The organism is Photobacterium aphoticum, from assembly GCF_001029435.1.
GTDB classification, from domain to species: domain Bacteria; phylum Pseudomonadota; class Gammaproteobacteria; order Enterobacterales; family Vibrionaceae; genus Photobacterium; species Photobacterium aphoticum.
Map to the genome: position 1 here is coordinate 35,591 of NZ_LDOV01000044.1, position 14,963 is coordinate 50,553.

A 14,963-nucleotide genomic window follows, 5' to 3' on the forward strand; every position below is an offset into this window, starting at 1 on the left:
TATGGATCTTATGTATAGATCTTATGCCTGGGTATATCGTTTTCATCGTTTGGCTAACCCTGCGCAGCCACACGCTTTGGCGAGGTTGCAGTCCGGTGATCATCTGTAGAAGATGCTGCTTTTCCCATCCGCAATAAAGCGGGAAGCAAAATCAAGGTGAACAAGGTACTGACCAGCATCCCCCCCACAATCACGGATGCTAACCCGCGATAGATTTCGCTGCCCGTTGCCGGACTCAGCAGTAACGGCAACATGCCGCACACACTGGTTAATGTGGTCATGAAGATCGGGCGGATCCTACGGGTCAGCGCATCCTGAACGGCGGCCACCCGCTCCATGCCTTCTCGCTCATTCGTGCGGGTTTGATGCACCAGCAAAATCGCATTATTCACCACCAGCCCCAACAAAATGACAAACCCGATCATAGTCAGCAAATCCACCGGTTGATCCACCAGTGTGTGCATGATCTGAATCGCCATCACGCCGCCGGATGTCGCCAACGGTAAAGTCAAAATCACCAGCAACGCATCGCGTAATGTGCCAAACAAGCCCCATAGCAACAGCAGCAAAATACTCAGAGCAAAAGCAAAAATAGCCAGCATGTTGTTGATCGCCTGCTTTAAACTGTCCGCATTACCCGACAGTTGAACAGAGCCGCCTTCTGGCAATACTGCTTCTATCTTTTCAATGGCTTGAGCCTGTAATTGCTCCATCGCCACTTCCAATGTCATGTCATCGCTGGGCTGCACCGCCAGGACAAAGGCGCGTTTCCCATCAATACGATCAATCGACTTCGGCCCCATCACGGTGTCTACTCGCAGCAATTCACCGAGAGGCACAATCGCCCCTGACGGGGTAGCCAGAGGAATGGCCCCCAATTGCTCAGGAGATTGTGCGGCGCTTGTCATCAGCATCATATCGAGCTGCTGATTCCCATCGAAAAAGTTTCCGAGATAACGGCCAGAACCCAATGCACGGATCACGGTAGGTAAATCCCCACGGCTCCAGCCCACCTCCGCCAAGCGACGATCATTAGGGATCAACCGTAGCTCTGGCGCGGTAAATTCAAGCGAGCCATGCGGCCATACTTGGGCATTCGGCATCGCTTCTTCTAAGATGACTTTCGCTTCCTTTGCAGCACGAAATAACTGTGGCATATCGTTCGCTTTTAACACTACAAGGATCTCTTTGCCGGATCCAAAACTACCGAACAAGGATCCTTGGCGTGCAAACGCCCTGACATCCGGCAAGCCGACGGTGATCTCATCCCGCACGATGGCTTCCAGCTCTTTAATACGGGTTTGATCAATGGCGCGTACCCCCATGGTCGCGCCCCCCGGCCACATGATGAAATAGTAGTTCTTTAAGGCTGGTTCTTTTTCCCCATCCATATAGGGTTGCAGGCGTTCCACCATGGTATCCATGACTTCTTCACCCACTGCGTTAATGCCAATACCCGGTGCGATAGAAAACCACACATCCACCGCATCGCGCTTCACATCCGGCAGGTAATCCATCTTGGGTAACCCGACACGGGTTAAGGCCAGTGGTAACGCCAAGAGGGTCACAATCACAATACTCCGCCGCAATGGCGTGGCCGTTAAGCGCATGCTTAAACCCGCTAAGCGTTGCCAGGCCGAAGTGTAATTGTCTTGTAAGCGGCTATCGGCCAGCCAGCGAGAGGCGGCGACAGGCAACACCGTCACAGCCACAATCAGTGACATTGTCACGGCTACCGCAATGGTGATCGCCAAGTCAGCAAATAGCTGCCCTTCTACATCATTGAGCATCAAGATAGGCAGGAAAATGGCCACCGTAGTCAGGGTCGATGCCAACAAGGCACTCCACACCTGTTTGGTACCCTGCTCCGCCAGATCACCCAGATTATTTAGTTGCGACTTATCACTCACCGCTTGGTTATCGGCTTGCTGTGTTGCTGCTAAAGCAGATCGCTTCTCCCGCAGCCGAATAATGTTTTCTAACACCACAATCGCGGCATCCAACACCATGCCCACCGCGAACGCGAGGCCCGCCAGTGAAATCACATTCAACGTGCGACCCGTCAGTTTCAGTACACAAATGGTGAGCAAAATACTGATCGGAATCGACATGGCGATAATTAACGTGGCCCGTGCTTTTCGAATAAAACACCAGAGCACCGCCACTGCCAGCAACACACCAAATAAGAGGTTGCCGGTCACCATATTCAACGCACGCATAATAAAGACAGAGGCATCATAGGACATTTCCAGATGCACCCCATTTCGCGCTAATACGTTGCTATTCAGTTGCTCAATGGCTTCTTTTACAGAAAGGAGCGATTCCAGTGCATTGGCACCACTTTCTTTCATCACACTGATATTGATGGCGGGATTGCCGTTTTGCACCCGCAGGGTACGGGGTACCGCACGTTGCACCTCGACGTCCGCCAAATCACGCAAGTACACAGGCAAACCACCACGCCACGCCACCACCATGTCGCCGAACTCATCCAGCTCGTAACGACCGGCATACCGCAGCTTGTATTCTTTACGGCCGATATCTAACCGCCCCGCTGACGCATCACGTCCCGCAGAAATACGCCCCACCAGTTCAGGAATGGTGATCCCTAACTCCGCTAGCCGATAAGGATCAAAACGGATTTCCACCTGTCGGTCACTTTCCCCGCGCACTTCAATCCGGGATACGCCATCCACGCTGGTTAACGCCGGTTCGATTTGCGCTTCCACTAAGTCCTGATACGCCTGAATCGGCGTGTCATTGCCTGGCAGTTGTTGTAAAAACAGGGAGGTCAGTTGATCGTTATTGGATCCGCTGTGAATAAAAGGCCCATCAATATCGGAAGGTAAATTCGTCGCCTGATTCACCCGGCTGATCACCTCCAACATGGCTTTTTCCATGTCAGTGCCGATTTCAAACTCGAGATCGATCTCTGCCCGCCCATTGCCCGCTTCGGTATACACGGTTTGGGTGCCAGAAATCCCTTGCAGAACCTGTTCAAGCGGTTCGGCCACTTCCGATTCCATCTCTTCGGCAGCCGCCGCACGCCAATGCACCGTAAGCGACAAACTCGGTCGGGTAATGTCCGGGAACAATTGAATAGGCAGGGTTTTAATACTGAGCAGCCCAAATAACGCTGTCAGTGCAACAGCCACCGCAATCACAGCGGGACGAGAAATGGCATAGCGTGTAAGAAACATAACATCCTTTGTCTTTGTTCTTCGTATACTGCGCGCGTCTACAGCCTATCGCTGCCCGACGGAGGGTAATGAAAGCACCTCCTTCGCTTTCATCAGGCGAACAATTGCCGTCTTACTCTGCAAAAAGGGGATATCCACCAGCTAATTGCAGCATCAGTAACAATTGCGCAACACACACCTTAGCAAAATTGACTGGCTTTTACAGAGCCTTGTTGCATTTTGGTTACAAATTTATCGTTCGCGCAGTGTATATCGCCGTAGCGCATAATTTTTGGGTCATAAACGGCAAAGCACCCCGCCATTTACTGCGGATTTTTTCTGTGAAGTCACTGCTAAATTCACTTTTTCCTCGCCCGATAGCCCCCAGACGGTGTGGTAGTCTGAAAGGTGATATTGGGTATAGGCGTCTAGCGGGAATAAATACATGAAGCGGATAAGGACATCGCGATTGCGCTGCCAGGAAGGCAATTCAGATAAAGTGTATGAGGTTGATCTCATCGAAACAGCGGCCATGTCAGAGGAAAAATACCTCGTAAACTTCCGCTATGGGCGATACGGCAGCACGCTACGAGAAGGGTCGAAAACCGCCATGCCCGTTCCTTTTGAACAGGCCGAAAAAATCTTTGATTCTGTGGTGATATCGAAACACAATAAAGGCTATGTTTCAGAAGATGACAGCTCAGGCGAGCCCCCACGCCCCTCTCCCACAGTGTCTTCAGCGGCTGACCACACCGATGCACCAACGGCCGCTTACACCGACGCCCTGCTGACCCGGATCAAAAATGAGAAGCATGATCCTACACGATCACGGCAGATCTGGCGACTGTCACCAGCTCCCCATCCAGAAGCCGCAGCACTCATCACCGATTTTCTCCAAGCGAATAATAAACATCACGACTGGCGCGATAGCTACAGCATTTTATGGACATTAGGTCGCATTGGTTCATCCTCTGATATCAAGACCGTCACCTCGTATCTCAATGACTCTAACCCGGTCATCGCCAGCCTTGCGCTGGAAGTGATGCTCGCATTAACCGCGCCAGACCAACGCCAAGCCACGTATCAGGCACACTGCCCTTCGTCGGTGCCCTTAACGCCTGACACACTTCAGCAGCACATCAACGCATTTTGTCACGAGGCAGCACAGCAGAAACGCATTGGCGCGCCTGTCACGCACCCGATCAACGCTGTATTAAAAGAGGCCTATTTACAATCTTGGTTTAACCCTGAGATCAAACGCACCTTGCTGGCATTATTGCCAGACATTCCGTTTTCACCCGGCGCCTTTAAAGGGCTACGTTACCTGCTAAAGATGAGTGAGTTCCGATTAGACCGCGAGATGCAGCCACTTATCAATATCCATTTAGAAGCCAGCGCCCCCCATTTTAATCGTCAGTGGATGTATCACTACAGCGGACACGGCAGGCTCGAGGTATCGAAAGAACTGGCTTCTGACAATGCCCGGTTAGCCCATTCACAACATACCCATCGCTATTTTACCGCGCGTTTCTCTCGCACGCTGAAGCAATTGGGCATTGCCAACAGTCCGCTTTTCACCGTAATGGCCGAACACACCTTGCTGCAGTATACCGACGACCATGCCAAGGCCCCGCGTACCTTTAACGATTGCCACTATGATCGCAGCTGGCAACGCCATTTAACCCGTACGCGCCACTATGATGGCTATGCGCATTGTTCTGCCTTAAATACCCTATTGCATACCCATGCGCCTCATTACCGCAAAAATGCCCGTGGCATTTGGCAATATGATCCGAACGAAACCTTCACCGGGCGTGGTGAAGCCTTCCCTCACTTGTGGGATAACGCCCCTGACGCGCTATTGCGCATTGCATGCCATACCCGCTGTCAGCCCGTTGCAGATTTCAGTGTGCGGGCATTACGTGATAATTCAATGTTTTGCGCAGGCATACCCTTAGACGCATTAATCACGCTACTGCTAAAGCCCTATGATTCATTACAGCAGTTTGCACTGCAGCAATTACGCCGTCGAGGATCAGACACGCCACTGCCAGATCACATAATCTGTCAGTTGTTTTTGAGTCCTTCTGACGATGTGATTACCTTTGCCCTGGCTGAATTAGATAAAATCCGCGATTTCAGTCACTCTGTGCCGCTACTGAGTACGCTACTGTGTCTCGATCATGCCGCCCTTCGCGCATGGCTGGATACGCTGTCACAGCGTCTTGCCTTCACGGCCATCAACCCGGCGGCACTCTTAACTGCAACGATCCGTGCCATTACCGATCAACACGCCACGATAGATAGTGGGGGCGGCACGCATACTGAAACAGAGATAGATATCGAGACAGAAACAGACACACGCACGCCGCGACTCTCAATCACTCTACCCTCACTCGCTGACGTACAGGGGGAATGGCTGTTTCAATGGATCCAGTCGCATTGTGAAAAAGCCATAAGCCAACTCGATGTGTCATCTGTCGAAGCATTGATCCAACACCCATCCGCAGTTGTTCGCTTACTGGGGTGTCGCTTGCTGGACGCCATGCCTATCAGTTACAGCCAAATTACTGAGTCAACCTTACAAGCCATTGAACGCTCGTCATCTAAAGCCATACAAGCATTCAGCCTTGCCCTGTTGAAGAAACTGGCCCCTGAACAGCTGAGCGAAAAAGTGGATTACCTCATCGGATTACTGCCCCAATGCGGCCCCGATAAACAAGCGGCAATTTTAAGCGTGATCGCGACGGCGATCAGTGCACATAAGCCCTCTCGTCCCCTGATTTTCCAGCACATTGTCCACCAGCTGCACACCCGTGATCTGGCGAACTCTTTACAGCAGTTACTGCTGCTCTTTTTATCGCAGCATTTTGATAGCGCACTGGCTGGCAATAAAAACAATGGGCTCTGGCAATTGGCAACAGCCCGCTCCGCCATGGCGCAATCCCTGGCGGCGGACTATTTGGCAGCAGACCGGTTATCGGCAGAACAGTGGTTTTCGCTGCTCTCCAGCCCCACGTTGTCGCTGCGAAAACAGGCAAGAACCTACTTCAGCCATCAGCCTGATGCCCTGCTCGGGCAAATGGACAGTATTTTGCAGGTATTGGAAAGCCCATGGCCAGACACCCAAAGTTATGGCTTTACCTTTTGCCGCGAACATCTGACAAAAGAGGATTGGCAACCGGATCAGATCATCGCGGTTTGCGACAGCGTGGTAGAGCCCGTTCAGCAATACGGCCGCGAACTCATTCAGACCTATTTTGACGCCGATGATGGCCCACAGTATATGCTGCAACTCAGTCAGCACCCTGCTGCGAACGTGGAATTGTTTGTCAGCCAGTTATTGCCTCTGTATGCCGCTGGCGACAGCGACATGATTGTCGCACTGCAGCCTTATTTCTTGTCCGTGCTATCACGCGTCAATGCCGGTCGCGTCACCAAAGACAGAGTGATCGCCTTTCTTCAGGAAAACGCCGACACGTCACCGCAAACGCTGGAAATGACCTGTGCGTTGCTCACTCGCCTGTCTTTAACGTCAGTGCAAAAAGACAAAAGTGCCTATCTGAAACTGATGCTGGATCTGGCCTCGCGCCATGATGCTAATCAGACCGAACTGCCGATACACATCACCCCGCGCCCCACGACATCACCGCGCCGGATGGAGGAATAAACATGGAAGTCGCTTACCGCTATGCCAAAACGTCGCAGATCGGTTCAACCAGTAAACAGACGGACATGTCATTTGCCCCCGATCTTTCTCGTAGCCCTACGTTCTTTGTCGGGGAAGTCAAAGATAAACGCCGTTTCCGAGAGGCCATTTCCTGCCTGCATGATGTGGTGATCTCCGATATGCGTTTTCAGCCGAAAAACCGCGAGGAGTATGAACGATGGCTCGCAGACGAAGAGCCCCGCTTGCTGGCTGAATTTGCCAACCAATCTGAAAAAGTCAACGCGGAACTTGCTGCGGTCAATGCCGAATTAAACGCGATGAGTAAAGAAGCCCATACCGTGATGGCCCCTTACTATCACGCTCAGCAGCAATATTTTAAGTACCTGTATAAACACGATATTGATGCCTGGTATGTGCTGGATCCGGTGATCACCATTCACCCTGATCAAGTCTTCTTTGAATGCTTTTCAGAAGACGAGTCCAGCTACGGCAAGCTCACTTGTCACTATGATGTGTTTGAACATATCAGCGACAAAGCATACGGCACCACCAACATTGATTATTCCACCGGCTTGTATCATGAATTTCAAAAAATACGGGACTACCGCACCACGCGTCTGAAAATCGATCCGGAAGGTTTCAACATCCAAACCTCAGGGGCAGCGGCGTATGACGAGAAAAAAATTGACCTGCCAGACAGTTGGGTGCGCGGCTTTTTACAAGTGAGCTCAGCCATGACCTTGCCGATGGTCACACTGCGATTACAGCCAATGGACATACATAACCTGTGTGCACAATTGAAACGCAGAAAAGAGCGTGTCGGCCCCCGTGCCATGCGCTTTGAATTGGAGCCCGGCCGTCCTGTTCGTGTCGTCATGGAACCCTGGAATGAGGTGCTGCAGTTTGATCGCTCTATTTACCAAGGAGATACTGCACGTACCATTCGCGTATGGGGACGCCGTCGTCTTCTGATTCTGGAACGCTTGCTCCCGGTCGCCAATCATTTTGACGTGCACTTAATGGGTGATGGCTTACCCTCATTTTATATTGCCAATATGGGGCACTTGTCTTTCACGCTCGGGCTGTCAGGCTGGAGTGCTAACGACTGGTCCAAAGCTGGTGATTTTGATCTGCTTGCGCCGCGTGAACCGGTGGATCAATCCACCGCCCAAACCGTTTACAACGCCCTGTCGGCCCAGCATGTCGAAAGTGCGCAGCGCCTGGCAACCCGTTTGCATCTAGACATCAGCACGGTGAAATCCGCATTGGCGCAATACAGCCAATTGGGATTGGTACTGTATGACATGGAAAGTGATGTGTATCGCCTGCGTCAGCTCTACAACACCCTGATTGATCTTGAGACCGTCCGCTTTAACAACGAACGGGAGAAAAAAGCCGCCCGTTTCGTGCAGGCTAATCTGGTCACTGTCAGCCACTGTGAAACCAATGAGAACGGCACTGCCCTGTCAGGCAGTGTGCTGGATAACGCACGTGCACATCAGGTTTCCCTCACTATCGACAAAGATCAACGCTTAACGCAAGGCCAATGCGAATGCCATTTCTGGCACCAAAATAAATTACGCCTTGGCCCCTGTGAACACATGCTGAGTTTACGATTACACGTGGCAGAGGCGGCATTCAAATGAGCCGAATTACGGGAGTCACTTCACTATTCACAGGCCCTCGGCTTGTATTGAAAACGGCAATTCATACAATCTTGATTAACGGTAGCGCGGCTAAAGAACCTTGCATCGCGAATGGTGGATCACCATTCTGGTTTACAGGCTACCCACGCGTCACTGGTGAAATCTTAACTGGGCCGCACAGTCACCCATATCGCTATTGCGGTATGACTTCAAAGAAGTCAATGAGCGATATGGGTAACGTGCGGCATCGAGTTGATTACCCCAGTACTCAGAACTCTTCGAAGGAAGACGCCGCGCTACCGTTCCTCCCTCACTCTGCCGATAGTACGCATCCTTCTCCTGCATTTTTGTTCACTTCTTTCTTCCTGTCACAGGAGGTACGTTGCCATGCGTAATTCAGACCCAAGCCAAAACAACAGCAACAACAACAACAACAGTGTATTGCCGCCCGAACCATCACCCAAACTGACACGCCAGCAGATCTATGATCGTATTCGCCAGTCGAGCAAAGACGAATACATACTCAGTGAAATGATCCGTTTAGGCTTTTGGCAGAAAGATCGCACTAAGCCCAGTATTGCCGAAAAATTTATCGAAAAACGCAGTGCATTACTGAGCAGATTGCGAGAATTAACACGCCTCAATCGTCTTTATCAGGATCCTGAGAAGGCCCTGCTCGCATTGCATAAAACACGCAAAAAAGCAGCGCTGGAAAAACGCGAACAAATCCGGATTAATCACAACCTCGCCCGCTATGAGAAAGCCCTGCGCTGGCACAAAAAACAACAGACCCATTTCACATACTTGGGCGACGCTGGATATGGTGATAAGGCACTCACAGCAGGCCTGCAACAGACCACCTGTGACACCGCCCGGCTGACTGCACACGGTTTGCCTGCGTTCAGTCATGTCGGTGAGCTTGCCGACGCCATGGGTATCTCCACCTCGGAATTGCGGTTTCTGTGTTATCAAAAAGACGTGTCGACCGTCAGCCATTATCAGCATTTTGCACTCAGTAAAAAAACCGGCGGTACACGACTGATATCCGCCCCCATGCCAAGAATGAAGCGCGCCCAATACTGGTTGCTGGATAACGTGTTAAACCTTCTGCCCATCCATGATGCGGCACACGGCTTCATCCAAGGGCGTAGCATTGTGACGAACGCCAAACCGCATACCAACAAACAGGTTGTGATCAATTTAGATCTCAAAGACTTTTTCCCGAGCATCACCTATCCCCGGGTAAAAGGCATATTTAAGCAATCAGGTTACAGCGAGGCACTAGCGACAACCTTTGCTCTTATCGCTACCAAATCGGACACACAAGCGGTCGAAATGGACGGACAGACCTACCATATCGCCAACGGTAAGCGTGAGTTGCCACAAGGATCTCCCTGTAGTCCAGCCATTACCAATGTGCTCTGCCGTCGTCTTGATGCACGCTTACAGGGCATGGCACACAAACTGGGCTTTACCTACACCCGTTATGCTGATGATCTGACCTTTTCCAGTGATGAGACCGATAAGATCCAGTATGTATTGTGGCGTTGCCAACGCATTGTCACGGATGAAGGCTTTACCCTGCATCCAGACAAAACCCGCGTGATGCGTAAACACCAAAAGCAAGAAGTCACGGGGATTGTGGTCAATGATGGGCTGTCGGTGGATCGCCCTACCTTGAAACGCTTCCGCGCGGTGGTACGGCAGATTGAATTAGATGGCCACTACGGCAAACACTGGGGGACTGGCGAATTGTTCCAGAGCTTGACCGGGTACGCCAACTTCGTGGCCATGGTCGCGCCAGAAAAAGGTATCCCGCTGCAAAAGCAAGTTGCTCACCTGAAACGCCAATACAATATTCCGGTTGCCGCAGGAAAGATCACGGCACTCAACAAACGTTTATTTCGCCTCAAAGCCGCCAAAGGCGAGGCCCCTCGCGAGGCATGGTGGCAACCGGCAGAAAAACCGGCCCCGGTATTAGCCCTGACGCAACAACAAATGGATGCGCAAAAACAGCAAGCGCGGCAAGCGGCGAAAGCCAATCAAGCCAATACGCATTCAGCTCATCCCGAGATGGCACCGGATCATACAAACCCAGCATTCATATCGGGGGGCAATGAAACCAACACCGCGAGCCCGAATCGCTTCGGTAGCCCTGTTGTGTGGACGGTGGTGGTTGTGTTGTTGCTGTTGAAAATATTCGTGTATTAAACGAAGAGGTTCAGCGGCTAGACGTCGCCGCTGATACGCGACCTTACCTAGCAGCAGGCCAATCACAACAAGGTGGTCATTAGCCGGCTGGTGTCGTAACTGATTTCTGGACAATTTCGTGTTACCCGCCACTTCAACACTCCTTTAGACAAAGTGTCTCAGCGTTTTACTAATTTAGAAATCAATGAAAATTTCCTAGGTATACTAAGACAGCGAAATGGGTTGCCTTGTATCCACACCTATCGCCCTATCTTCTCAAACCCTCTATCCTTCGCAAGTTGCTGCGCTAACTTCTTAGCGACCTTCAACAGCGCACTATCTGTGAATTGTTCAGCTTCTGACTTGTTATGTACCAAGACACCGCCGCATAAATATAAAACTTTTAAAGATGAGTCGTTGCGCATTGCCTTATGGCTACCCGTTACAATTGCACCATCTTCACCAGAAAAGACACGATACCCTCGAGCACCAAGCCCGCCTTGAACAAGTGTTAATGGCTCCTTTCCATACGGCTTATTTGCATCCAGTAAATCGATATTGGTTGATGTGTAAGCTGTTTTGTTTGTTGGGGATAAGTATACCGCTACAATGCGTGGCATTATTGACTTTCCCTTTTTTAGGGTAGTTAAGGACTGCGACACTTTTTCTTTTCGGGTCCTACTAGGTATTGAGGTTAAAGTGTCGAATACTTCTGCGTGGCGATCCGCAACATACGATTCAAAGTAAAAGCGGGGGTTATGGCTTGTTTTATCTTTGGAGCGATTAGTACCAAAGATAAAACTTTCGAGTTGATTCACCTCTACATCACACTCTTTCGCCCATCGATTCATCCGCAGAACATAATCATTGAAAGCGGCACTGCGCATTGCTGATCGCAACTTAACATCAACGCCCTCTACTCTAGAAATATACTGCTTAGCTAATTGCTTATCTCCTTCATCAATAAGCAATGCGCAGTATGCAAGTCTTGTCCACTTATCAAAAATAGGTGAAATAATCGCTAAACTATCCGCCTCTGAAATGAAGAAAAATAACTTAGTAAAGTACGCATCGCCTAAGCCCTTTAGCTTTCCCTCTCGTTCCATGTAGTCATATGCTAGAGAAAATAATCGTTGCTGCAATAATCGCTTAACAACCAACACTATCCCATCTATTCGCTCTGGAGTCACATCTAGTAATTTGCTTAGGTTGTCTCCCGTTACACCTCCAGTCGATACCCCGCCCCAAATCATTGCTGCAAAAAAACCTTTATAGTACTCGTGGTTCTTAAAATACTCGGTCACTTGCTCTCGACCGATATAACCATCTGAACAATCATGTAAGATTCCATCGATTACTTTATGGTGACGATAATTGAAATACCTATTTGCAATCTTAAAACTTGGCTGCTTTATTCTCTTTATTTTTTCAAGATTGCTTTTCAGAAACAGCGGGATCATTTTTAATTTTGCCTATTCTGTTTGTCATGGGTTCAGTTTATCGAGATTCTACCAAATTAAAATAAGTGTAGAGGTAACTAACTCAAAAAGGAGTAAAAACGAGCTATCCTAAATCCCGCCATTGACCAACAGTATGGGTGTCATCTTTACATTGTCATCTGCTCATTGATTCACAAAAGATGCCAATATCACATATTTACAAAAATGCCCTCTCAAAATAGGCCTTAAGTATCATCAATTCAGAATAATTTAGTACGTTATAAGGGAAGATATTTTATGTTCAAGGATGATATCGATGAGCACGAAAAAAACGCACTCCATACAAACGCTCCTCTACTGGGGAACGGGCATCATCATGGCTTTTCTTCTCATTTTCTTTTATGCCGACAATCAGGTAGATAAAAAAGAAAATGCGCTTCATCTGTTGCAACTCGACATCGCCCTCTCTTCTCAGCAAATGCTCATGATGCGCAGACATGAAAAAGATTTCCTTGCCCGCCAAGATGATAAATACATTGCCAAAATGACGGATGAAGCCAACGCCATCAAAGCACGTCTGAAGACAATCAATGACAACATGACGATGTATGGACTCGCTTCCGATTTTGATTATCAAGAGACGGTATCCGCCATTGATGCTTACCTTGCACAGTTCAACCAGTTAACCAAGACGGTTTACCTTATCCATGGCGACAACCAGAATAAAGGCGCGATTGATGACCTCAAACAATCCACATTGGGCTTTGAGCGTGTCGCATTTGTCGCCAATGATGAGCAATTAACCAACCAGTTAATCGACTTACAATCTCTGCTCATCTCGTTTTTCAAAGATTTTGATACAGCACTGCTCCCACAGATAAATACCGCCTTAGACGTGCTTCAACAACAAGTGGATACCCATTCAGAGAACACGCTTCTCGCCACACAGTTCACACGTTTTTCCGAACATTACTCTGCCCTCAAAAATGACTTTGAAAAACTGGGCTATAGCCATAATAAAGGGCAACTGGGGCTGTTACGTTCCACCATCCATCGTGTTGAAACGAACTTAAAAACCCTCTACGACGATATGCCCACATTGATAGAAAATAAGCTGTATACGTATATGTTTTATCACAATCTGCTAGCCGGCTTGCTCGGCGCGTCTATCCTTGCCGTTCTGTTTTTTGTGATTCGTTCCGTTTCAAGTTTGGAATCAGCCCTGCTTGCTTCCAAAGAAAAAGCCACCCGCGCAAACCGTGCAAAAAGTTCGTTTTTGGCCAATATGTCGCATGAAATCCGTACCCCGCTGAACGGCATTATCGGGATGACGGAAATACTGGCTGACTCTAAATTATCAGCCATTCAAAAAGACTATCTCACCACCATCAATTCATCATCGCAGACATTGCTGATGCTAATTAATGATGTCCTTGATCTGTCTAAGATTGAATCCGGTCACTTGGAAGTGAACGCCCATACCTGTGATATTCGTGAAATCATATACGACACCGCCGCGCTGATCGCCCCCAAAGCCCAGCAAAAGAACGTTGATTTACGGATTAACATGGACGTGAACATTCCGGATTATGTGCGTGCTGATGAACAGAAAATTCGCCAAGTTATGATGAATCTGGCCTCCAATGCCATCAAATTCACGCAAACCGGCTCCGTCACTTTTACGCTTAATCTTGTTAAACAAAACGACCACAGTTTTGATTTCTACTTTGCGGTCAAAGATACCGGGATCGGTATTGATAGCAGTAAACACGACCAAGTGTTTGAAGAGTTTAAGCAAGAGAGTAATAGCACCTCGACAACGTATGGGGGCACCGGTCTTGGATTGGCGATTTCGTCCAAAATGATCAAAATGATGGGAGGCGAAATTCAAATTACGTCTGAAAAAGGGCAAGGCTGTGAGTTCTATTTCACGATTCGTCTCGCTCAAGACCCTGAGCAGAGAGTGCGTAAAGGTGAGCCAAAAACAGTCATTTATTGCAGTTCAAAACCGGATAGCTTGTTACTTCAAAATCTAGAGGCCATGCACTATCCCGTTTCACTTATCGACTCACCGGAGGAAGTCGCTCAAAGCTTGAATAAGCCCGCCGAGAGCAACCCAAACACGGTGTTGATTATGGATGTGCCCTGTTTTGATAGTCAGGTTGAAACGGTCAACCAGCAATACCCTCACCTGCCGCTTCTACTGTCACGCCCTAATAATGCTGAAAAAGTGGATTATGGTGACATCATTGCTGGCTACATCACGCTACCGCTGCTGGGCAGCCGATTAGATGCGTTGATTAAATCCGCCAAAGTCCACAATGCAGAAACCAAAGACCGTGATGAGGCAGCAATCGCAGACACAACGGATGATGCCGGCGCGAATGGCATGGTATTGGTGGTTGAAGATAACACGGTCAATCAGAAAGTGGTTTCCATTAACCTGAAGAAACTCGGCTTCCAGTATGAAATTGCCAATAACGGCGCTGAAGCCCTTGAGCTCTTCAAACAGCACCATGATAAAACACGGTTAATACTCATGGACTGCATGATGCCGATTATGGATGGCTTTGAAGCCACTACTGAAATTCGCAAATTTGAACACGAAGAGAAACTCCATGAGACGCACATTATTGCCCTCACGGCGTCTATTCTCGATGACGATATTCAGCGTTGTTTTGATTCAGGGATGAACGATTACCTGCCCAAGCCGTTCCGCCGGGAAGTGTTAATCGAAAAGCTGGAAAAACATGCGGTATGTGAAAGCTAGGGTACCGTTTATATCGAGTACACATTTCTTACAAACATAAAAAAACGCGGGTCAAGACCCGCGTTTTTC

The 14,963-nt window shown here is 49.2% G+C and carries 6 protein-coding genes; 4 read left to right on the plus strand and 2 right to left on the minus strand.

Going from position 1 to position 14,963, the window contains the following annotated elements:
- Positions 1-53 precede the first annotated feature (53 nt).
- Positions 54-3,200 (minus strand): efflux RND transporter permease subunit, encoded by a 3,147-nt coding sequence (locus ABT58_RS21150; RefSeq protein WP_047876431.1) that lies wholly within the window; start codon positions 3,198-3,200, stop codon positions 54-56.
- Between the two features lie 424 nt (positions 3,201-3,624).
- Between ABT58_RS21150 and ABT58_RS21155 the strand changes: the two genes are divergently transcribed.
- The 3 genes from ABT58_RS21155 (at position 3,625) to ABT58_RS21165 (ending at position 10,706) form a co-directional block, all read left to right on the plus strand.
- Positions 3,625-6,849 (plus strand): hypothetical protein, encoded by a 3,225-nt coding sequence (locus tag ABT58_RS21155; protein ID WP_146147268.1) that lies wholly within the window; start codon positions 3,625-3,627, stop codon positions 6,847-6,849.
- A gap of 2 nt (positions 6,850-6,851) precedes the next feature.
- A complete protein-coding gene (locus tag ABT58_RS21160; RefSeq protein ID WP_047876433.1) occupies positions 6,852-8,495 on the plus strand; it encodes a hypothetical protein in 1,644 nt (547 codons plus the stop codon).
- A gap of 387 nt (positions 8,496-8,882) precedes the next feature.
- Positions 8,883-10,706 carry a reverse transcriptase family protein gene (locus ABT58_RS21165; RefSeq protein WP_053063162.1) on the plus strand — a complete coding sequence of 608 codons (1,824 nt, stop codon included), beginning with the start codon at positions 8,883-8,885 and terminating at the stop codon, positions 10,704-10,706.
- A gap of 239 nt (positions 10,707-10,945) precedes the next feature.
- On the opposite strand, the gene ABT58_RS24320 is transcribed toward ABT58_RS21165, so the two are convergent.
- A complete protein-coding gene (locus tag ABT58_RS24320; RefSeq protein WP_189595469.1) occupies positions 10,946-12,145 on the minus strand; it encodes an 8-oxoguanine DNA glycosylase OGG fold protein in 1,200 nt (399 codons plus the stop codon).
- Between the two features lie 295 nt (positions 12,146-12,440).
- Here ABT58_RS24320 and ABT58_RS21175 point away from each other — a divergent pair, with 295 nt between their 5' ends.
- Positions 12,441-14,894, plus strand: a complete 2,454-nt coding sequence (locus ABT58_RS21175; protein ID WP_047876434.1) for a hybrid sensor histidine kinase/response regulator — start codon at positions 12,441-12,443, stop codon at positions 14,892-14,894.
- The last annotated feature ends 69 nt before the right edge of the window (positions 14,895-14,963 follow it).

Excerpts from the sequence above, each read along its gene's own strand:
- ABT58_RS21150 (WP_047876431.1), bottom strand. The coding sequence starts at position 3,200 with ATGTTTCTTACACGCTATGCCATTTCTCGTCCCGCTGTGATTGCGGTG.
- ABT58_RS21155 (WP_146147268.1), top strand. The coding sequence starts at position 3,625 with ATGAAGCGGATAAGGACATCGCGATTGCGCTGCCAGGAAGGCAATTCA.
- ABT58_RS21160 (WP_047876433.1), top strand. The coding sequence starts at position 6,852 with ATGGAAGTCGCTTACCGCTATGCCAAAACGTCGCAGATCGGTTCAACC.
- ABT58_RS21165 (WP_053063162.1), top strand. The coding sequence starts at position 8,883 with ATGCGTAATTCAGACCCAAGCCAAAACAACAGCAACAACAACAACAAC.
- ABT58_RS24320 (WP_189595469.1), bottom strand. The coding sequence starts at position 12,145 with ATGATCCCGCTGTTTCTGAAAAGCAATCTTGAAAAAATAAAGAGAATA.
- ABT58_RS21175 (WP_047876434.1), top strand. The coding sequence starts at position 12,441 with ATGAGCACGAAAAAAACGCACTCCATACAAACGCTCCTCTACTGGGGA.